Source organism: Sporosarcina sp. P1, from assembly GCF_002743155.1.
GTDB lineage: Bacteria > Bacillota > Bacilli > Bacillales_A > Planococcaceae > Sporosarcina > Sporosarcina ureae_B.
The window spans coordinates 1-19,410 of the sequence record NZ_PDYS01000021.1 but is presented as its reverse complement, the minus strand read 5'-3'; the positions used below and the strand labels follow the sequence as shown (position 1 = coordinate 19,410).

General features: G+C 41.4%; 23 protein-coding genes. 7 read left to right on the top strand and 16 right to left on the bottom strand.

All coding sequences use genetic code 11. From position 1 onward, the window contains the following. Nucleotides 1-69: 69 nt before the first annotated feature. Nucleotides 70-1,071: a TAXI family TRAP transporter solute-binding subunit gene (locus CSV73_RS14770; RefSeq protein ID WP_099627968.1), complete on the bottom strand. Its 1,002-nt coding sequence runs from the start codon at nt 1,069-1,071 to the stop codon at nt 70-72. Between the two features lie 318 nt (nt 1,072-1,389). Beyond that, the gene (locus CSV73_RS14765; RefSeq protein WP_085133072.1) at nt 1,390-1,944 is read right to left on the bottom strand and encodes a phosphatidylglycerophosphatase A family protein; all 555 of its coding nucleotides are present in this window, start codon (nt 1,942-1,944) and stop codon (nt 1,390-1,392) included. A gap of 108 nt (nt 1,945-2,052) precedes the next feature. Between CSV73_RS14765 and CSV73_RS14760 the strand changes: the two genes are divergently transcribed. The 3 genes from CSV73_RS14760 to CSV73_RS14750 all read left to right on the top strand — a co-directional run bounded on the left by CSV73_RS14760 (nt 2,053) and on the right by CSV73_RS14750 (nt 3,824). Next, nucleotides 2,053-2,775: an alpha/beta hydrolase gene (locus CSV73_RS14760; RefSeq protein ID WP_085133071.1), complete on the top strand. Its 723-nt coding sequence runs from the start codon at nt 2,053-2,055 to the stop codon at nt 2,773-2,775. 88 nt (nt 2,776-2,863) lie between these two features. Continuing rightward, complete coding sequence (locus CSV73_RS14755) at nt 2,864-3,379, top strand: YjcG family protein (protein WP_085133070.1); 516 nt, start codon at nt 2,864-2,866, stop codon at nt 3,377-3,379. Then, complete coding sequence (locus CSV73_RS14750) at nt 3,348-3,824, top strand: GNAT family N-acetyltransferase (protein WP_232319164.1); 477 nt, start codon at nt 3,348-3,350, stop codon at nt 3,822-3,824. The genes CSV73_RS14755 and CSV73_RS14750 overlap by 32 nt, the downstream gene beginning before the upstream one ends. A 66-nt stretch (nt 3,825-3,890) precedes the next feature. Here CSV73_RS14750 and CSV73_RS14745 read toward each other — a convergent pair whose 3' ends face one another. The 7 genes from CSV73_RS14745 to CSV73_RS14715 all read right to left on the bottom strand — a co-directional run bounded on the left by CSV73_RS14745 (nt 3,891) and on the right by CSV73_RS14715 (nt 6,979). Beyond that, entirely contained in the window at nt 3,891-4,199 is a 309-nt protein-coding gene (locus tag CSV73_RS14745) for a hypothetical protein (RefSeq protein WP_085133069.1), read from the bottom strand. An 84-nt stretch (nt 4,200-4,283) separates the two neighbouring features. Next, nucleotides 4,284-4,538, bottom strand: coding sequence for a stage VI sporulation protein F (locus tag CSV73_RS14740; RefSeq protein WP_085133068.1), 255 nt, complete (start codon nt 4,536-4,538; stop codon nt 4,284-4,286). A 15-nt stretch (nt 4,539-4,553) separates the two neighbouring features. Then, a complete protein-coding gene (locus CSV73_RS16875; protein ID WP_085133067.1) occupies nt 4,554-4,688 on the bottom strand; it encodes a YjcZ family sporulation protein in 135 nt (44 codons plus the stop codon). A 71-nt stretch (nt 4,689-4,759) separates the two neighbouring features. Continuing rightward, a complete protein-coding gene (spoVAE, locus tag CSV73_RS14730; protein WP_085133066.1) occupies nt 4,760-5,122 on the bottom strand; it encodes a stage V sporulation protein AE in 363 nt (120 codons plus the stop codon). Continuing rightward, a complete protein-coding gene (locus CSV73_RS14725) occupies nt 5,119-6,138 on the bottom strand; it encodes a beta-ketoacyl-[acyl-carrier-protein] synthase family protein (protein WP_099627967.1) in 1,020 nt (339 codons plus the stop codon). The genes spoVAE and CSV73_RS14725 overlap by 4 nt, the downstream gene beginning before the upstream one ends. Beyond that, nucleotides 6,132-6,587, bottom strand: coding sequence for a stage V sporulation protein AC (spoVAC, locus tag CSV73_RS14720; protein WP_099627966.1), 456 nt, complete (start codon nt 6,585-6,587; stop codon nt 6,132-6,134). Before spoVAC ends, CSV73_RS14725 begins: the two co-directional genes overlap by 7 nt. Beyond that, the gene (locus CSV73_RS14715; protein WP_099627965.1) at nt 6,587-6,979 is read right to left on the bottom strand and encodes a hypothetical protein; all 393 of its coding nucleotides are present in this window, start codon (nt 6,977-6,979) and stop codon (nt 6,587-6,589) included. The genes spoVAC and CSV73_RS14715 overlap by 1 nt, the downstream gene beginning before the upstream one ends. Nucleotides 6,980-7,107: 128 nt before the next feature. On the opposite strand from CSV73_RS14715, the gene CSV73_RS14710 reads away from it, so the two are divergent. Continuing rightward, on the top strand, nt 7,108-7,680 hold the full coding sequence (locus CSV73_RS14710; protein ID WP_099627964.1) for a CotY/CotZ family spore coat protein: 573 nt from the start codon (nt 7,108-7,110) through the stop codon (nt 7,678-7,680). Nucleotides 7,681-7,843: 163 nt separating this feature from the next. Here the strand turns inward: CSV73_RS14710 and CSV73_RS14705 are convergent, their stop codons facing one another. The 5 genes from CSV73_RS14705 to CSV73_RS14685 form a co-directional block, all read right to left on the bottom strand. Beyond that, nucleotides 7,844-8,260 carry a hypothetical protein gene (locus tag CSV73_RS14705; RefSeq protein WP_099627963.1) on the bottom strand — a complete coding sequence of 139 codons (417 nt, stop codon included), beginning with the start codon at nt 8,258-8,260 and terminating at the stop codon, nt 7,844-7,846. A gap of 80 nt (nt 8,261-8,340) precedes the next feature. Then, entirely contained in the window at nt 8,341-9,717 is a 1,377-nt protein-coding gene (gene mgtE / locus CSV73_RS14700; RefSeq protein ID WP_085133060.1) for a magnesium transporter, read from the bottom strand. 81 nt (nt 9,718-9,798) lie between these two features. Continuing rightward, a complete protein-coding gene (locus tag CSV73_RS14695; protein WP_233194250.1) occupies nt 9,799-10,764 on the bottom strand; it encodes an RluA family pseudouridine synthase in 966 nt (321 codons plus the stop codon). After that, the gene (locus CSV73_RS14690) at nt 10,733-11,566 is read right to left on the bottom strand and encodes an NAD kinase (RefSeq protein WP_029052471.1); all 834 of its coding nucleotides are present in this window, start codon (nt 11,564-11,566) and stop codon (nt 10,733-10,735) included. The genes CSV73_RS14695 and CSV73_RS14690 overlap by 32 nt, the downstream gene beginning before the upstream one ends. Nucleotides 11,567-11,608: 42 nt before the next feature. Next, nucleotides 11,609-11,998 carry a UPF0738 family protein gene (locus CSV73_RS14685; RefSeq protein ID WP_099627962.1) on the bottom strand — a complete coding sequence of 130 codons (390 nt, stop codon included), beginning with the start codon at nt 11,996-11,998 and terminating at the stop codon, nt 11,609-11,611. Nucleotides 11,999-12,151: 153 nt separating this feature from the next. On the opposite strand from CSV73_RS14685, the gene CSV73_RS14680 reads away from it, so the two are divergent. The 3 genes from CSV73_RS14680 to CSV73_RS14670 all read left to right on the top strand — a co-directional run bounded on the left by CSV73_RS14680 (nt 12,152) and on the right by CSV73_RS14670 (nt 14,233). After that, nucleotides 12,152-12,811: a lytic transglycosylase domain-containing protein gene (locus CSV73_RS14680; protein WP_099627961.1), complete on the top strand. Its 660-nt coding sequence runs from the start codon at nt 12,152-12,154 to the stop codon at nt 12,809-12,811. Between the two features lie 208 nt (nt 12,812-13,019). Further along, on the top strand, nt 13,020-13,412 hold the full coding sequence (locus tag CSV73_RS14675) for a globin domain-containing protein (RefSeq protein ID WP_085133057.1): 393 nt from the start codon (nt 13,020-13,022) through the stop codon (nt 13,410-13,412). Continuing rightward, on the top strand, nt 13,409-14,233 hold the full coding sequence (locus CSV73_RS14670) for a DsbA family protein (RefSeq protein ID WP_085133056.1): 825 nt from the start codon (nt 13,409-13,411) through the stop codon (nt 14,231-14,233). The genes CSV73_RS14675 and CSV73_RS14670 overlap by 4 nt, the downstream gene beginning before the upstream one ends. Nucleotides 14,234-14,504: 271 nt before the next feature. Here the strand turns inward: CSV73_RS14670 and pepF are convergent, their stop codons facing one another. Beyond that, on the bottom strand, nt 14,505-16,298 hold the full coding sequence (pepF, locus tag CSV73_RS14665) for an oligoendopeptidase F (protein ID WP_233202911.1): 1,794 nt from the start codon (nt 16,296-16,298) through the stop codon (nt 14,505-14,507). A 73-nt stretch (nt 16,299-16,371) separates the two neighbouring features. Beyond that, nucleotides 16,372-17,529, bottom strand: coding sequence for a competence protein CoiA (locus CSV73_RS14660; RefSeq protein ID WP_158232361.1), 1,158 nt, complete (start codon nt 17,527-17,529; stop codon nt 16,372-16,374). Nucleotides 17,530-19,410: the final 1,881 nt, after the last annotated feature.

Genomic DNA, 19,410 nt, shown 5'->3' with positions numbered 1-19,410 from the left:
AAGAATGGGACGGACAAAGCTTTCGCTTTACCGTCCCTCATGATCCTATCAGATGACTTACTCAGTTTATTAGTTCACTTCGTCAAAGTACTTCTGTGCACCTAGGTGTACAGGAATACCAATTCCATTCAAACCGTTTTCTGCTTTAATCAAAGCACCTTTAGCATGTTGGATTTTCGAAGCGTTTTCATAAATTGCCTTTGTGATCTGGTAACCAAGTTCTTCAGAAATATCGTTCTGCATAACAAGCATTGCACCTACTGATACTGCAGGTGTCTCTACTTCAGAACCATAAGTTCCGGCAGGGATTATTTCTTTAGTATAATACGGATATTTCTCGATTAATTCGTCAGCTTTGTCGTCTTCTACTGGAATAATGAAAACTTCTGAAGTAGCGTTTAGACCTTCAACAGCACCTGTTGGCGTTCCAGCTGTAATGAATGCTGCGTCTATTTGTCCAGCTTGTAGACTTTCTTGTGACTCACCGAAGTCCAAGTTTTGTGCTTTAATATCGCTTAAAGCTAAACCATGGATTTCAAGCAATTGCTCAGCGTTAGCAGCTGTTCCTGAACCTGGCGCTCCTATCGAAATGCTTTTGCCTTTTAGATCTTCAAATGTCTTGATATTGTTTTTCTTCAACGTAACCAATTGAACTGTTTCCGGATAAAGTGCACCAATAGCAGATACTTCGTCGATTACATCTCCGTCAAACATCATTTCACCTTTAGAAGCGTAATATGCAATGTCTGTTTGTACGAATGCAATGTTTGCATCTCCATCTTTAAGCGCTGTCATGTTCGCAGCAGATGCTTGAGATACTTCAGCAGTCGTTTTGATTCCTGTCTCTTCAGTAATGAATTCAGCAAAAGATCCACCTAGTGGATAATAAGTTCCTTGTGTTCCCCCAGTAAGTAAACTCAAGAACTTGTAGTCTTGCTCTGTCTTACCGTCATCTTTGTTTCCGTCTGCATCTTTGTTCCCGTCAGCTTTTTCGTCGGTACCGCAAGCCGCGAGCACAAGAAGCGCGAGCATGGAAACTAACGCCAGTAGGCGAATTGAGTTTTTCTTCATGTGACCATCTCCCCTTTACATTTTGTAGTCATAGACACTACCATTCTACCATGAAAGCGCTTTAACTTGTCAATATAATATTAAATTATATATTATCGCATGTTCCATTTAAGCTATTCACCCTCGTCTATATAGCTTTTATCAGGTATTGCCAAACACCTACCCAACTGCTGTGGTAGGTGTAGTGGGTATAATGAACTCTCACCGCCAGCAAAACCACAAACTCCTAACAGAACTGCAATCCGGTACGCACCCGACAACTTCATTTAAAACAAAAAACTGCCGCTAGACATGATGATCTAGAGCAGTTCGATTCGGTTATGATCTCTTGCCATTTTGTACATCTTTAAACGTTAGACCCGCTTCTTTCAAATCGCGCGTTCTATGCGCAATTCTAGATGCCGCACACGCCGCTACACTGGCCACTAAATCATCTAAGAACGTATGGATACCAATTCCTTTTTTTGTATCCAATTCGTTGATGATACCGACTTTGTTTTTGTCTAAGTGACCGAATGTAGTAACTGCGATTGAACCATACGTGTAGACCGCACCTAACGCGATCGTTTCATCCACCCCAAATAAGCCTTCATCTGATTCAACAATTTGCTGAAGTGGTTGCGATAACTGACCTCGTTCAGCGATTTCATCCAATTCCACCCCGACCAATATTGCGTGTTGCAATTCACGTTTGCGAAGAACACTTTCTACAGAGTCGATACATTGTTCCAGTGACAATCCTTTGTTATAAGGCACTTGCAATTCATAAACAATTTTTGCAATATCTTCAATCTTAACCCCACGGCGAATCAACGCGTCTTTTGTTGCAGCTGTCACAACGTCCGAATGAACAATATTCTTACCTTCATCCATACTATTTCCCCTCTCTCTCTTCATAAGCAATAGTTTTCACTAGCTTTACACTGTTATTTATCGGTATGATATTTAGTAAGTGTACATTAATTATGGAGGTCCTACAAAATGAATCCAGGAAAAATTGAAGAAGTCCGTTTTTACAGTAATGAACTACAGGAAGAAATGGAACTATTAATATATTTACCTTCACGCTACTCTCCTTTATACAAACATAATGTCCTGCTCGTCTCTGATGGCAAAGATTATTTTCAACTTGGACGGATTGGCCGAATTGCCGATGAATTAATGGAAGACGAAATCATTGAACCAGTCATCATCGTCGGTATTCCATACAAAACCGTGCAAGAACGCAGACGTATGTATCATCCAGAAGGTGATCGACACAAAGCGTATATCCGTTTTTTAGCGCACGAGTTAATTCAGTATATTGATGAAACCTACCCAACATACCAAATGGGCTCTTCAAGAATGCTAATGGGCGATTCATTGGCAGCATCGATTTCCTTATTAACCGCTTTGAAATATCCAAACTGCTTTGGAAAGGTAGTGTTACATTCACCATTTGTTAACGAACAAGTACTCGAAGCAGTTAAAGCCAATCAAAACCCTGCCAACCTTTCTATTTACCATGTGATCGGTGATAAAGAAACGGATGTACCTACAACAGCTGACGGTAGATTGGATTTTTTAACGCCTAACCGCGAGTTGCATAAAGTTATTAAAGAAAAAAGTTTTCCTTACTATTATGAAGAACTGGATGGAGATCATACATGGAAATCATGGCAACCTGATATTCGCCGCGCTTTGATCGAAATAAATAGCCTTTAGTAATAGAAGGAGACATGTTAGACTATTTTCTGATATACTAAAATAGATGTACCTAAAATTCAGTCAATTCACAAGGAGGCAATCTTAAATGAAATACGGTATTGTTGCATTCCCTTCAAAGAAACTTCAAGACTTAGCAAACGGTTATCGGAAGAGATATGATCCGCATTATGCGCTGATCACACCTCACATGACGCTGAAAAATCCATTCGAAGCGAATGATAAGGAAATTGAAGAAGTAGCTAATGCATTAAAAGAAATCACCATCAAAAACAGTCCTTTTGAGATGAAGGTTACAAAAGTTAGCTCGTTCGCGCCAACGACGAACACAATTTACTTTAAAGTTGTACCGAATGAAGAAATTCTTACATTGCATAAGGATTTAAATGTAGACTTTTATCATGATGAAAATAATTATGCTTTTGTCCCGCATATTACCATTGCGCAAAACCTGACTTCCGGTGAACACGATGATGTGATTAACCAAATGAAAATGGTAGGTGTCGACCACACCGAAGTCATCGATCGTATTCATTTACTCTATCAATTAGAAGACGGATCGTGGACAGTGTATGAAACGTTCCGTCTTGATCGTGAGTCTTGATTTGCAGATGACAGTAAAAATCGTCTCAGATGAAAAAGGTCAGCAAGACGCGTATTCCGTCCGCAAAAAAGTGTTTGTGGAAGAACAAGGCGTCCCGCTGATCCTCGAGCTGGACGAACACGATCAAGAAGCGATCCACTTCGTTGTTTACGACGGGGCGGATCAACCAATCGGTGCTGGCCGCATGAGAGGGTTAGTAAATGCCCACGGTAAAATAGAGAGAATCTGTATTTTACCTGAACACCGTGGTAAACATCTTGGGAGTTTGATTATGAATACATTAGAAGAACATGCAATAAAGAAATCTATGAAAAAACTGATTTTGAATGCACAGTCCTATGCTGTGCCTTTTTACGAAAAGCTGGGCTACGTCGTCATATCGCCTGAATTCATGGACGCTGATATACCTCATCGCGCCATGGAGAAGAGTTTGTTGCACAACTGATTGGACAGTAAAAAATACCCTTTACCACTTTAATAACTAGTGGTAAAGGGTATTTTATTTATTGCGTCAGACATACGTGTTAATCGATTGGCCCTTTCCAACTACATCTGCAATTTCAGATGATAATTGGACTGGATTTGGCGCAATAAATCCTTTTTTAACTAAAGGTTGAGGTGCACGATTTTTTCGTTGTTTCATCTGCTCTTCACGACGTCTTTCCTCGTCTGCCAGAACATCTTCCCAATAGCTCGATTCTCCATTGTTCAGTCGCACAGGACTCACTCGTCCGATATAAGCAAAATTATGACGTTCATTGTTCATGCGTTCTGCATACTGTTGCGCTTGGTAATTTTGTATTGGTAGTATATAACCCACGACGTGCACCTCCCTTTTCAATCTAGCTTCGTTAGTAGTTTATCCACTTTACAAGCATTCTAAACATGTTTTAGTATATTTATTTTACTTACCACCTAGCATTTGTGATATATCGTTCAAATTCAGTCCTTTACCACTTGTCACAATGGAGTTAACTAATTCATCTTCTACTGATTGTGGCACATCTTTTTTAGCTACTTGACTAACTTTTTGAATGATTTTTCTTACTTGTTTTTCGTCTTTGAAATCGGCATATTGGATTGCGTTGGCTAATGCGAATACTTCCTCCATCGGCACACCCGTTTTAGATTCTATTTTTTTAAAGAATGAATCGTTCATATTCAGTTCTCCTCCTTAGAAATAGCTTCTGCCTACAATGATTAATAAAATAAACAGAACTACAATCAAGACGAATGAAGAACCGCCATAACGTTCACCACATCCTCCGCCGTATCCGTAGCCACCTTGAGATGGATAACATCCGTACATGAAAAACCCCTCCTTCCTTTCTTCTCTACTATATGCAGAGGAGAACGAATTGGAGAGGGCGTTTGAGTAGTTTAAATATTTCCTTTTGAAGTAAAGAGCAATGCGCCGATTAGGCCGAAAATGATTGCCGCACTGATTCCCGAACTTGTCACTTCAAACATGCCAGTTACCACACCGATTAGGCCATGTTTCTCAGCTTCTGCCATCGCGCCATGTGTCAATGCGTTACCGAATGAAGTAATTGGAATCGTAGCGCCAGTGCCAGCAAAATCAATAAATGGTTCATACCAGCCAATACCATCGAGGACCGATCCCGCCACAACCAATGAACATAATGTGTGAGCAGGCGTTAACTTTGCGACATCCATCAGTAATTGCCCGATGACACAAATCAAGCCACCCACTATAAACGATGTAATGTATATAGATATCATTCTGCCGTCACCTCATCCATTGTCAGTTCAATAGCGTGAGCGATACACGGAATCGTATCTCCTTGTTGAAATGACAAGGGGGATAGTAAAGCACCCGTTGCTAGCAATAAAACCCGCTTATACTCACCTGCCAGCATTTTTTGATAGACATCGGAAAAAAATACCGCTGCTGAACACCCAGATCCACTGGCTCCTGCTTTAAAGGACGGGTCATTTCCATAAAACTCTTCTCCGGCATCCCGAAAGTTTTTCGTATGCGGTAAACCATTTTCATTCGCTAACGCTTTAAAGATGTTGAAACCATTACTTCCTAAATCCCCTGTGATGATGGTGTCATAATCATCGATCGTCCTACCATGTCCTATTAAATGATTCATCAATGTATCACTGGCTGCTGGAGCCATCGCAGATCCCATATTCAACGGATCTGTCATCCCCATATCTATCACTTTTCCTACAGTGGCGCAGTTAATCACGGGCGTTCCTTGTTTATGTTGTCCAATCAACACTGCCCCAGCCGCCGTGACCGTCCATTGTGCAGTTGCTCCTTTTTGCGAACCATACTCAAGTGGATATCGAAACTGTCGTTCAATTGCATTATGATGACTAGACGAACCTGCAATGATCCAATTTGCGTGCTTCGCATCCGCGAGTAATGCCGCAGTAATCATAGAAGATACTGAAGTAGCACAAGCGGAAAACAGTCCGATATAGGGGATCGCTAGGGCATGGGCTGTAAAATTAGAAGGTGTCATTTGATTGACCAAATCACCAGTTAAGAAAAAATCCATTTTATCCGGTTGTTTCTTCGCTTTACTAAGTGCAATCAACACAGCATCATACATTAGTTGCTTATGACCGTCTTCGTTTGTCGGTAAATCACATCGCTCATCTTCATATAATTTATCGAATTTCTGTGCAAACACGCTTTTCTTTTTTTCCAGTGGACCTGCCGTTACACCTGTAGCATAAAGACTCGGCTTGGATTGAAAGGTCAACACGCCTCGTTTTACCATGAAGCCACACCAAATTTCACTAAGATGGTCTTGATCAGCGCTACGACGAAGGCAGAGAATACACCGAATAAAATAACTGAACCCGCTAATTTAAACATATTCCCGCCAACCCCTAGGACATATCCTTCCGATTTATGTTCAATAGCAGCTGAGACGACCGCATTGCCGAATCCCGTAATCGGCACCGCTGCGCCCGCTCCGCCAAATTGAGAAATCTTTTTATATAATCCAAATCCCGTTAACAGCATCGAAATAAAAATCATAGTGGCAACTGTTGGATTACTCGCTGTGCGTTCCGTAAAGTCAAAGTACGTAATGTAAAATAGTGCAATAAACTGTCCAATCAAACAAATCAATCCACCAGTCAAGAACGCTCTAATTACATTTTTCATAATAGGTGGTTTAGGTGATAACTCTTTCTCTATTTGGGCATACTTTTCCTGTTGCATTAGGTTTGCTCCTTTTCGATTGATTTGATTTTATCTATTTTCTTTCGATAATTTTTTTCGCTTTTTTTATTTATCAGCTTCTCCGTCTCCATCAAGATTTTACTGTCTGCTGACACCGTGATTTTCAAATCAGGATATTCACGTTCCAATTTCTTTTGAATTTTTCCAGCAATAGTCTTCTTTTGAAATCGGGAAAACGTATTGACACGGATCCCGGCAAGCAATTCATCTTCATATAGCAGTACCTTTGCTAGTTTCACATGTTCATTATTCATTAAAACTTTCTCTATCGAACGCTCATCGTACGAAGTAGTATTTTTAATATCCGTTCCTTTCTCACTACAACCAGTGAGTAGACCAACAATAAGTAACAATAGACTGAGTTTCTTCACAATCGACGCCTCCCTTCTATCTAGCATGTATCTTTTATGTCGGATTTATGCATATTGAGGAAAGCGCCCTGTCATGTCGTTTACCTATGCATAAAGTATAGAGAACGACAAACAGGAGGTGGACAGTAGTGGGATGTGAAAAAAAAGACAGCAAACATGGTGGCTGTCATAAGTCGAATTGTATTTGTGAAGTAGTACGCTTTATCCAACGCGTTCAGAATACGTGTCCGGAAGTGGATTGTGTTGAGTGTGATACCGATTGTTTCATGGCACCGCTCGGCAGTTTAGTCAGTCCGGTTAGAGGACGCGTCAACACCCGCGTATTCAGTTTATTGACGGGTAACGGGGACTATTTCAAGGCAGTATTCAGAGGTGGTAAACGGAAGCATTATCCTAAAATGACGGCAGAAGAATCACTGGTTAATCATAAGTCAACACATCATAAGCATACGAGTTGCGTTTCCGTCTTTTTCCGTGTGCAGACAGTGTTTGATTCTTGCTGTGCTACCATTCAAGTATTGCAGCCTTTGTATAACGGACACCCGTTTGATATTACTACAGACGGAAAAATCTGTTACGAGAAAATTTGTAAGGTGAATGGTTTCGGACCTACGAATACATGCTTGACGGTCGACTTGAGTTGCTTCTGCGGTATTCAGTGTATTGATGATGTGTTTATCAATTTCTGCGACGAAGATTAATTTGTTACTTGCAATGCTAAATGGCGGACCCTATAGGAATAGGGTTCGTCTTTTTGTTTTAGCAATAGTAATGTCAGAAGAATGGATGCATCGTTGCACTATCTTCACGGTAAACAACACAAGGCGAACCCATTTAACGGGTTCGCCTTGTTACTAGTAAGAATTAAATAGTGAATGATTGCTGTTTCCAAAGGATATCTAAGATTTCTTCAATGCGGACTGTAGTGATTTCTTTGTCCGATTTGATCCAGACGACTTCATTTTCTAAATCATGCAACTTTCCTTTGATACTACCTTTTTCAGTGATGATTTCTAAAGGAGCATATAATTCTTTACGGAATGGGTGTTGCAAGTATTCTAATCTTTGACGAATGAGTTGAGTTGCTAATAATTCTTGTTGGACCTCTAGTGACTCTGGTGCCGACAAGCTTTCTGCAATGGGTAAGACGACGGGATGCTCCAATCCTCTTGAGTGTTCTAGCTCAAAAACGGATGTGCTTTCTTCTTCGGCAATGGGGGTATATCGATATCTTCTAATAACAGGGCTTGAAATGAACAGTAACGGCTTTTCATGACGCATTTTCATCACTTCCTTTTAAGTAACATATGTAAGTAAAACGCCTAACGTTCCGAAATATAAAAAAAAACAGTATTCCCAGTTCATAAAGAACTAAGGAATACTGTTGCAAGACCTAGATAAATGACGACACTGATAACGTCGTTAAGAGTAGTAATAAATGGTCCTGAGGCCACAGCCGGGTCTACTTTCAGTTTATGCATAAATAACGGAATAAATGATCCCGAAATCGTTGCAACGAAAATCGAAACCATCATTGCTGCTCCTACTAATAAAGCGATCACCAGTTCATGCTTCCAGATAAAAATTAATAAAACGACAAATATTGCGCAAATTACACCTGTAATAATTCCAGTACCCGCTTCTCGTATCAATAACTTCAATTTACTTTCATCTTCAATATCACGTGTTGCGATACCACGAACCGCAACAGCAAGAGACTGGGTTCCACTATTTCCGGCAGTTCCGGCGATCAAGGGGATAAATGCGGCTAATAAAGCAACTTGAGAAATCGTTTCAGTAAATAAATCAATTAAGTTCGCCGTTAACATTCCAAGAACCAATAAAATCAGTAGCCATGGAATCCGTTTTTTGGCAGCAGAAAATGGGTTTTTATCAAAAGTATCCATCGTCGAGACACCGGCAAGTTTGGAATAATCATCCGATGCTTCTTCATCGATAACGTCAATAATGTCATCGACTGTAATAATCCCTAAAATATGTTGCTGGAAGTCGACAACTGGAACAGCTAGGAAGTTATAATCTTGAATCGTTCGGGCAACGTCTTCTTGGTCGTCGGAAACCGATACGCTGACGAGACGATCACTCATAATGGCGCGAATTAATGTATCTTCATCGGCAATAATCAAGTCTCGTAATGAAACGACTCCAGTTAAACGCTGGTAGTCATCCACAACGAAAATATAGTAAATCGTCTCAGCACTTGGTGCTTCACTACGTAAAATTGTCATAGCGGAACGAACAGTGGAATTTTCGGAAACCGTCACGAATTCCGTCGTCATGATCGAACCAGCTGTATATTCTTCATAGTGTAGTAATGCTTTAATTTGAATCGCTGCTTCTTTATCCATCAATGTTAGATAGCTAACGACTTTCTTTTTATCTAGTTCTTTCAGGACATCTACCGCATTATCCACAAACATGTATGAAATCATCTCTGCGGCATATGTCGCGTCCATCTCCTCAAGGAACTCTTCATATTCATCTTCTTCAATTTCACTTGTTTCAAATATTTCCGCAAGTTCTTTTGGCGATAAATAAAAATACATCAACTCCCGAAGCTCTGCACCAACTTCTTCATAAAAAGTCGCTCGATCATACGGATGAAGTACCAAATATTCTTTTCTGAACGAATGAATGTCCTCGTTGCTCAGCAATTCTCGCAACTTCACTGCATCCAAAACGATCTCACTTTTCATTTGTTCTGGTTGAGTAGTCATGATTTCACACCTTCCCTTCTGTACATACGGTACGCTAACACGTACTAGTAAGTTTCTATACAACGTGAGTACTGCTTTATATTAACAGAGTGGTTGCTGTTGAGAGAATCCGCACACTTGCTGACTTTGCCGTAAATAGTATTGCATATCTTCCGGCAACGGACTAGTAAAGTGCATTCTCTCTTTCGTTATCGGATGAAGTAAACTAACGCTAGAACAATGCAATGCTTGGCGTGGGAATACGTCTGGATTCGCATCGTATAAATCATCACCTATGAGTGGATGACCAAGCCATTGCATGTGCACACGAATTTGATGCGTACGGCCTGTATGCAACGTCAAGTCTATAACGGAGAAACAGTCTGCTTCATTACGATAATGCGCTTTTACGGACACATCGGTTTTTGAATACTGTCCATCCTCCCGCACAATTCTCTCAATAATACTGCCTTCTTTTCTACCAATCGGTTGTTCGATAGTCAAGAATGGCGTAGTAATTATACCTTCCGAGAATGCAGTATATTGACGTTGAAACAAATCTTGCGCCATTTGTTTGCTTAATAGATGGTGAATATGGCGGTTTTTTGCCACACAAATAATACCCGATGTATCTGTATCAAGACGCGTCACCATATGAGCTGTTGATAGAATACCTTCTGTTTCAAATTTTCCACAGACAAAATTCGCAAGCGTTCCAGAAGGATGATTGCGAGAAGGGATCGTGCTCTGTCCAGCTGGTTTATCAAGCATCAAAAGGGTTTCATCTTCATATAAAATGGATAACGCGCCCTCTTGTGGAATCAATCCATCACTCACTTGTTCCGGAGGGAATAATACAGTGACTTGATCACCAGGTTGCAACTTATGACGCACGTTTTGAGACTGTCCATTCACCAAGATCTCGCCACCGCGATATTTAATAGCCGTTAACGTCGTTTTGGAAATTTCATGCTGCGCTAAAAATTCACGAAGCAATCCACTTTCCTTCACAACGAATTGTAATTGAAACAGCGTATTATTTTTTCTTTTCATCATCTTCACGTTCATAGATTAAATCACTCGCTACAAATGACTCTTCTACACGTTTCCAGAATGGGAAAGGACGGAAGCGCGCAAAGCCCATCTTTTCATTGGACACTTTATATTCGATAGATTTGACATCTTTATGCAGGAGTTGCAAATGATCGACTGTCACCATGAAATCGGGACCTTTTACAGGTGTCAGTGTACAGATATGATGATCGGGTAAAATGAGCGGAGATCCTACTGTACGGAATACACGATTATTGATCGATGCCATTTCCGTCAATTGCATGGATGGCAATGAAGGATGGATAATCGCTCCACCAAGAGATTTACTGTAAGCAGTTGACCCTGACGGCGTCGACATACAAAGCCCGTCTCCTCTAAAACGTTCAAAGTGTTCTCCATTTAATTCAACATCCATCACCAACGTAACTTCAGGTGATTTTACTGTGGATTCATTCAATGCTAAATACGATGCACTTTTTTCAGAGTGACGATAATTGATCGTGACTTCAATCAAAGGATACTCGATGACTTCGTACTCTTGTCGTGCGATCAAGATCACCAACTTTTCTATTTCAGAAGGTTTCCAGTCCGCATAAAACCCTAAGTGACCCGTATGAATTCCCACAAACGATGTCTTATCCAAGCGGTGTATGTATTTATGGAAAGCATGCAATAGCGTTCCATCCCCACCAATGGACAACACAATATCCGGTTCTTCTTCATCATATTTCAAGCCGAAATCGCGTAAATACACACGTGCTTCTTTCATTAACTTATTGGATATCTCGTCATTTCGCGACTGAATTGTGAATTTCATAACATCACTTCCATTCTTTTTGTGAATTTCTTTTGCCATATATCAATTCACCTTTTCCAGCACCGGCTTGAATACTTCTTCTACAGCTGTACTGAATTCCTCGCCGTAGTTATCATTACCTTCAATATTAAAAATCAACGCCTGCAATTCGTCTGCAGCACCTGTTAATAGAATTTTCTCATCTTGCCACATCAACACAGGTTCTGCTTGGTGCAACAACATATCGACCAGTCCACTCCAACTGTCCATCGGGAAATACGCATACCGATAGCCTGTTTCGTGATCAAAAATATATACAAACGATTGACGATCCGTGTCTGTTAACATTTTTCCAGTTGGAGAACCTAACGGCCACTCTGCCTCCGGATTCAATATAAATTGAACTTCATTACCATTTTTACTTGTTCCAATGATTTCATTTTTTATATCCAAGACATCCACTTCCTTAATTAAAGTCTTTACGTTTAGTCTACCATATGCCACACGTAGTTGCATTTCGTTATTGTGCATTATGATAAGAAAGTTGGTATAATAGATATAATAAACGAACCCATTTACTATCTTCAATAAACAGGAGGAAAAAGTATGAATCTCGCCCCCATTAACACTCGGTTACTCCTTGAAATCAATACACTACAAACTCTTGGAGCGGTTCAATCCTTCAGTACTAATCCACCGACCAGCTCCAATCAGTTCCAAACGATGCTTACGCAATTGCTGGACGACAATATCATAAGCCCTGAACTCGCAAATCAATCCGCACAACTATTTAGCCAAGGAAGCAGCATACCACCATTTGATATATCGACAAAGCCAGGTAAAGAATCGGCTGCTGTATCACCAGACAACACGTCACTAGCAACCAATAATCCATACGCAGACATTATCAAACAAGCTGCAGAAAAATATCAGCTACCAGAAAAACTAATTGCCGCCGTCATCAAACAAGAATCCAACTTCAAAAGTAATGCGAAAAGTCACGCAGGCGCAGCCGGACTTATGCAACTAATGCCAGGCACAGCTAAATACCTCGGTGTGTCCAACCCGATGGATCCGGAGCAAAACATCATGGGTGGAGCGAAATACTTGCGTAGCATGCTCAACCAATTCGGCTCAAACGAAATGGCACTAGCAGCCTACAACGCAGGACCTGGGAACGTAAAAAAATACGGAGGCATCCCGCCTTTCAAAGAAACCCAGAACTACGTAAAAAAAGTCATGAACTACTACCACCAAACGGTGTAAACTTTTCGTTGTTTTTTTACAATGTGTCCCCACCACTATCTAGCCAATTGTAAGCGTAAGGCGACTACGAGAAGATTAGCTACGCCGTTAATCCGACTTTAGCGATCCAATCTGCTATATAACAAGAAACAAAATAAGCTCTTTTATTTGTATAGAAATTCGTTCGTTGATAGAATACAGATACAAAGCACGAAGGGGTGTGAATTCAATGACTCGAAAACCTGTCATCCCTTTTGAGGAGATCGGCGAGAAAAAATTACACGAACTGATTGAAACATTTTACGCAAAAGTGGCTGTTCACCCAGATCTCATTCCAATATTCCCTAATGATTTATCCGAAACCATTAGGAAACAAAAACAATTTCAAACACAATATCTCGGTGGTCCTAACCTATTCACGGAAGAGCACGGACATCCTATGATGAGAGCTCGACATAACCCTTTCCCTATAACACCTACACGCGCAGAAGCATGGCTAGCATGCATGGCTGAGGCAATGGACGATGTAGGACTGGAGGGTCCACTTCGGGAAGTCTACTATAAACGCCTTGTCTTAACAGCCAACCATATGGTAAATAGGAACGAGGAGGAAGATCAGTGAACTATCTAACTGTTATTGATGATACGTTACACTACTCTGCTTCAGTAAAGCCCATTGAACTCTATGTATTTCTTGATCCGTATTGTAAAGATTGTTGGTCACTGCAACCATTGCTACGTAAAATGCAAGTCGAATACGATCACTATTTCACGTTACGCATCGCGCTACGAACACCGATGACAAAATTGAATCCACCTTCTTTACTTGATCCAAACGATGCCAAGTCCACGAAGCGGTCAAACCCTTGTTTCCCTAATATTGCAGTAAAAGCTGCAGAGTTCCAAGGTAAGCGAGCTGGGTTCCGTTACTTATCCTGTTTACTTGAGTATTCCTTTTTGAAGAAGCGTGATGTGGCATCCTATTCAGTACTTGTTGAAATTGCTGCACGCATTAATTTAGACGTAGATGAATTTATCGCAGATTTTACTTCTGAAGAAACATCGCGTGCGTTGCAAGTCGATATGTATTTAGGTAACGAAATGGAAGTGGATGAAGCACCCACTTTTGTCTTCTTCAATAGCAATATTGAAGACGAAGGATTGAAAGTGAGCGGCCTCTATGACTATGCAATTTACGAACAGATTTTAGAAGAACTAACCGGAGGACAACTTCTACCAGAAATACCTCCTTCAATTGATTTGTTATTCAATCGTTTTGATTTACTCACAACGAAAGAAATTGCGGAAATGTGTCATATGACAGAAAAAGAAGCTGAACGCGAATTAAAGAAACGCTTACTAAAACAGGAAATCGAACGGATTCCCTTCCAAGATCGTACGCTATGGCGTAAAAAGCAACCTAATTGTTCGCTAATTAAATAGCCCTTATACCAGTCGAAGTCCAACCATTTCTTGGGACTTCGGCTTTTTTACGTAAAGAAAAGAGCATCCTCTCCTGGGGGGGAGTGAATGCTCTTCTTCAAAGGGAATGGGAGAAATGTTCACGTTCAAACAAAAGGGGTGTATGTTTGGTATGTGATTTATTCCACAATTACACCATATCATAAATGATTAATGACTTCAACAAATTATAACAGCTTTCATCCAAATGTCACGGTCTTCGCAGATCGCTGTCGAAACATGTAGTCAAAAATTACCCTCTCTTTGCCAATAGTTGTTCCAACTCATTTAATCGTGCTTCAAATACTCGGCACGCTTCCTCAATAGGCTTTTCAGATGTCATATCGACACCCGCTTTTTTAAGTACTTCAATAGGGTAATCGGATGACCCTGCTTTCAAGAAGTTCGTAATATAACGCTCTACTGCCGGCTCTCCTTCTTCTAAAATCTGCTTGCTGAGCGCTACGGCTGCACTATATCCTGTCGCGTATTGATAGACATAATAATTCATATAGAAGTGAGGAATACGTGCCCATTCTAAACCAATTTCCTCGTCACTAACAATCGCCTCTCCGTAATACTTTTTGTTCAAAGCATAATATTCTTCTGTTAACTTTTCAGCAGTCAACGGTACACCGTCTTGATCCAGCTTATGAATTAAGTGCTCATATTCCGCAAACATTGTCTGACGGAACACCGTCGCACGGAATCCATCCAGCCAATAGTTTAACAAGTAAATTCGCTGATCTTCGTCAGTCGTCACTTTTAATAAGTGATCATTCAGCAATGCTTCATTAACTGTTGATGCAACTTCCGCTACAAATATAGAATACCCACTATAAATGAATGGTTGATACTTACGGGAATAATAGCTGTGTACACTATGTCCGAACTCATGTGCTAACGTAAATAGATTGTTTACATTATCTTGCCAGTTCATTAAGATGTACGGGTTTGTTCCATAAGAACCTGAAGAATACGCACCTGAACGTTTTCCTTTATTTTCACGAACATCAACCCAGCGATTATCAAGCCCTTCTTTTACAACAGCCCGATAATCTTCTCCGAGCGGATGGAAGCTCTCAAGCATGGTTTCTTTCGCTTCATCGTATGTGTACTTCATCTTTGTATCTTCGACTAGTGGTGTATAGATATCCCACATATGAAGCTGATTCACATTCAATACTTTTTTACGCAGCGCTACATAACGATGTAATAATCCTAGGTTTTTATTGATGGTAGATAACAGGTTTTCATACACTTGCTCCGGAATATGGTTATTGGATAATGCTGCCGCTCTCGCTGAACTATAATTTCTAATTCTTGCGTTTACATTATGCCCTTTTACATTACCGCTTAATGTCGAAGCAAATGTATTTTTGAACTCTCCGTACCTTGCATACATTTCTTTAAATGCCGCTTCGCGAACTTTCGGGTCTTTACTCTCTAAAAATTGTGAATAACGGCCATGTGTTAATTGAATGTCACGGCCCTCTTCGTCTTTGACCATACCGAAAGTCAAATCCGCGTTGTTTAACATACTGAATGTTTCAGAAGACTTTCCCGTTACTTCAGATAACTGCGCGATTAATTGCTCTTGTTCGGAAGACAGAACGTGAGCGCGTTCTGCATTCAACTCTTCAAATTCTTGTTTATATAAACGCAAGCCTTCATGCGATTCAATCGTTTCATTCAATTTCTTTTCATCGATCGAGAGTAATTCTGGAGTGAAATAAGATAACGCTGTTGATATTTTCACGACTAATGTTCTAATTCGACCATCCATTGCCTGATAAAAGCTGTTCGTCGTATCCTGGTCTGTTTTAAGATGCGCATACGTGTACAATCTTCGCAGACGTTCTGCCAACTTGTCACGATATGTTAACGCTTCAAAAAGTGGATGTGCTCCATTTCCAAGAGTCCCTTTATACTGTTCTGCTTCTTTGGCCATCTCTTCAATTTTGCTGTACTCTTTATCCCACTCTTCATCAGATGAAAATATATCTTCCAAGCGCCATGTTTCCTCTTCAGATACTTCATCGCGCATCAATACTTTGTTATCATTCGTCAATCCAATTCCTCCTCCTGCATTTACCGTTATTTGATTCTCTTGTATTTTCTCAATTCCTGGCATGCATTGCAAGAAATCGCCCTGAAAGTATTTCCAGCACAAAATCTCTACCCATGAATTTATCCATTCGATAGATATCTATGCGCTGCTCTCTCAAGAAATCCACATAACTTTGACAAGCTTCCACTTGTTGGATTGAATCCCCTTCAAATGTTTTGACAAATGAATGAAGGATGGTGAGATTTAGTTGGAAGGGTGTATTCCTCATTTGTCGCATAACCGCAATAAGTAGCAATTGCCATTCACTATCAGACTCTGTAAATGCCGCTTGCCCAAATGTCGGAACGCCAATCCATGCAGGCAATTGAATGGGTTGCACACGCATTTCATAACACGCACGCAAAAAACGATGTTGGATACCTCTTTGATTATACCCAATTACCGACCGAAGATACTTTCGGCGTGCAGATTGATATTGACGCGCCAGTTCTTCAATATCTTTTATGGATGGAGTGGCAGGAATAGCAAATGGAATGGTTTGATGTTTGCTTCGCATGATGGAGTGACATACCGCAAACGCGGTGCCTCGAAGATGGATGAAATGACTAAGGTAGTGAAATTGTTGCTTTAGCGGATTGTACGTTATGAACACGGATAAAACTTCTTTACTAGGTGAATGAAGTTGACGGATAAAGTGTTGTTGGAATTGCGTGAATCGATGAGTAAGAACAAACGCTGAAGAGTCTTGCACTTTTTGAGGTGTTAGTACTATCCAAATTGGCGTCATATTTACCATATCGTAGCCTGCGTTACGCTCAAGGATACGGGCTATGGGAATCGTACTGCATTGGAATTCAATAGGGACTTGCTCGTTTCGCCATGTTACAAGCAGATCGGGACGTTGCCGGATGTCAGGCAAATAAGGTTCCATTGCTGTTTGTAGATGCAGACGTGAAAATAGTTCATAGAGTTGGATTTTACCGAGCAGATGGGTTGGGGACTCCCCTTCTGAGAAACTGTCCCGGCAAGTGGTTTGCTTCAGATGGGCAAAGTGTGGAATTACAATATCGCCGACTTTCAGGAGTACTTGTTCTTTGCACTGTGGACAATGAAAGGTTTCGTTTTTACGCCACTCTCGTAAGTCGGCCAGGGACCACTGCCGTGTTAGCACGACTTGCTTCTCGCCATTTGTAAGAGCTGTTAACAAGGCCTTCACACTCCTTCTTCTCTATACTACGAATTTTCTGATTAGTTGGCAAGAGAAAGTTTCATGATTCAAACTTGCAGATGCATGACTACGGCCTACCCCGCAGTTTTGCTTGCGCTACTGAGTAGTGATGATGTGGATGATAGTACTAGAAAAAAAGACTTTTTACGTTACCCAACTTAGAAATCTATTTGACAGAAGCACTACGCGGCTGCCCGTCTTGCTGACTTTTTGTTGGGTACGTCGCTCGACTTATTTTTGGATCCTGAAGTTAGCGAGTGTTCACTTTCTGGACCCGCGCAGGCACGTGGGGGATTGCCTCCAGCCATGAGCCAGCTGGCGGTAGGTCTGCCAGTTGTCTCATGGCCACGGCCTACCCCGCAGTTGTGCCTGCGCTACTTTGGGGGAATGAATTAGTTTGTGTTTCTAGTAAAAAGAAAACCAGTGACATGGTGATAGCTATTATGTATTTCTTGCTCACTTTTGTTGGGGACATCGCACGACTTATTTTTGGATTCTGAAGTTAGCAAGTGTTCACTTTCTCGACCCGCGCAGGCACGTGGGGGATTTAATTTGGTTTTGGTTCTTAGTAGGATAATAAAATGATAAATTGTGTACCCTACCCAACCCGGAAACATGGTTGGTGCAAAGTCTATGCAACTGCCCGTCTTGCTCACTTTTTGTTGGGGACGTCGCTCGACTTATTTTTGGGTACTGAAGTTAGCGAGTGTTCACTTTCTTGACCCGCGCAGGCACGTGGGGGATTGCCTACAGCCATGAGCCAGCTGGCGATGGGGCTGCCAGTTGTCTCATGGCCACGGCCTACCCCGCAGTTGTGCCTGCGCTACTTTGGGGTAATGAATTAGTTTGTGTTTCTAACAAGAGGAAAACCAGCGGCATTGTGATAGCTATCATGCATTTTTTGCTCACTTTTGTTGGGTACGTCGCTCGACTTATTTTTGGGTTCTGAAGTTAGCAAGTGTTCACTTTCTCGACCCGCGCAGGCACGTGGGGATTGCCTAAAGCCATGAGCCAGCTGGCGATGGGGCTGCCAGTTGTCTCATGGCCACGGCCTACCCCGAAGTTGTGCTTGTGCTACTTCGGGGTAATGAATTAGTTTGTGGTTCTAGCAAAGAGAAAAACAGTGACATTGTGATAGCTATCACTTGTTTCTTGCGAATGAAGTGCCCCGAAGATGCTAGCAAAACAAGGGACATCAGCTATTATGCAACCTTGAAACGCTTTTGGCAGAACTATTACCCCGCTGCCCATCTTGCTCACTTTTGTTGGGGACGTCGCTCGACTTATTTTTGGATTCTGAAGTTAGCGAGTGTTCACTTTCTGAACCCGCGCAGGCACGTGGGGGATTGCCTCCAGCCATGAGCCAGCTGGCGATGGTGCTGCCAGTTGTCTCATGGCCACGGCCTACCCCGCAGTTGTGCCTGTGCTACTGTGGGGAAATGAATTAGTTTGTGTTTCTAGCAAAGAGAAAAACAATGACATTGTGATAGCTATCATGTATTTCTTGCTCACTTTTTGTTGGGGTCGTCGCTCGACTGGTTGTTGGGTACTAACATTAGCGAGTCTTTGCTTTTCGGACCCGCGCAGGCACGTAGGGGATTGCCTACAGCCATGAGCCAGCTGGCGATGGGGCTGCCAGTTGTCTCATGGCCACGGCCTCCCCCGCAGTTGTGCCTGTGCTACTGTGGGTGAATGAATTAGTTTGTGTTTCTAGCAAAGAGAAAAACAGTGACATGGTGATAGCTATCACTTGTTTCTTGCGAGTGAAGTGTATGAACTGTCCTACACACTATCTAACGAAGGCGCCTGCTGTGGTAGGCGAAGTAAGGAGACAGAGACAGGCGCACTTCCTGTCTGTGG

Excerpts from the sequence above, each read along its gene's own strand:
- CSV73_RS14750 (WP_232319164.1), top strand. The coding sequence starts at position 3,348 with ATGAAACGTTCCGTCTTGATCGTGAGTCTTGATTTGCAGATGACAGTA.
- spoVAE (WP_085133066.1), bottom strand. The coding sequence starts at position 5,122 with ATGATATCTATATACATTACATCGTTTATAGTGGGTGGCTTGATTTGT.
- CSV73_RS14740 (WP_085133068.1), bottom strand. The coding sequence starts at position 4,538 with ATGAACGATTCATTCTTTAAAAAAATAGAATCTAAAACGGGTGTGCCG.
- CSV73_RS14705 (WP_099627963.1), bottom strand. The coding sequence starts at position 8,260 with ATGCGTCATGAAAAGCCGTTACTGTTCATTTCAAGCCCTGTTATTAGA.
- CSV73_RS14725 (WP_099627967.1), bottom strand. The coding sequence starts at position 6,138 with ATGGTAAAACGAGGCGTGTTGACCTTTCAATCCAAGCCGAGTCTTTAT.
- CSV73_RS16875 (WP_085133067.1), bottom strand. The coding sequence starts at position 4,688 with ATGTACGGATGTTATCCATCTCAAGGTGGCTACGGATACGGCGGAGGA.
- CSV73_RS14765 (WP_085133072.1), bottom strand. The coding sequence starts at position 1,944 with ATGGATGAAGGTAAGAATATTGTTCATTCGGACGTTGTGACAGCTGCA.
- CSV73_RS14695 (WP_233194250.1), bottom strand. The coding sequence starts at position 10,764 with ATGAACGTGAAGATGATGAAAAGAAAAAATAATACGCTGTTTCAATTA.
- CSV73_RS14680 (WP_099627961.1), top strand. The coding sequence starts at position 12,152 with ATGAATCTCGCCCCCATTAACACTCGGTTACTCCTTGAAATCAATACA.
- spoVAC (WP_099627966.1), bottom strand. The coding sequence starts at position 6,587 with ATGCAACAGGAAAAGTATGCCCAAATAGAGAAAGAGTTATCACCTAAA.
- CSV73_RS14760 (WP_085133071.1), top strand. The coding sequence starts at position 2,053 with ATGAATCCAGGAAAAATTGAAGAAGTCCGTTTTTACAGTAATGAACTA.
- CSV73_RS14675 (WP_085133057.1), top strand. The coding sequence starts at position 13,020 with ATGACTCGAAAACCTGTCATCCCTTTTGAGGAGATCGGCGAGAAAAAA.
- CSV73_RS14770 (WP_099627968.1), bottom strand. The coding sequence starts at position 1,071 with ATGAAGAAAAACTCAATTCGCCTACTGGCGTTAGTTTCCATGCTCGCG.
- CSV73_RS14755 (WP_085133070.1), top strand. The coding sequence starts at position 2,864 with ATGAAATACGGTATTGTTGCATTCCCTTCAAAGAAACTTCAAGACTTA.
- CSV73_RS14690 (WP_029052471.1), bottom strand. The coding sequence starts at position 11,566 with ATGAAATTCACAATTCAGTCGCGAAATGACGAGATATCCAATAAGTTA.
- mgtE (WP_085133060.1), bottom strand. The coding sequence starts at position 9,717 with ATGACTACTCAACCAGAACAAATGAAAAGTGAGATCGTTTTGGATGCA.
- pepF (WP_233202911.1), bottom strand. The coding sequence starts at position 16,298 with ATGCGCGATGAAGTATCTGAAGAGGAAACATGGCGCTTGGAAGATATA.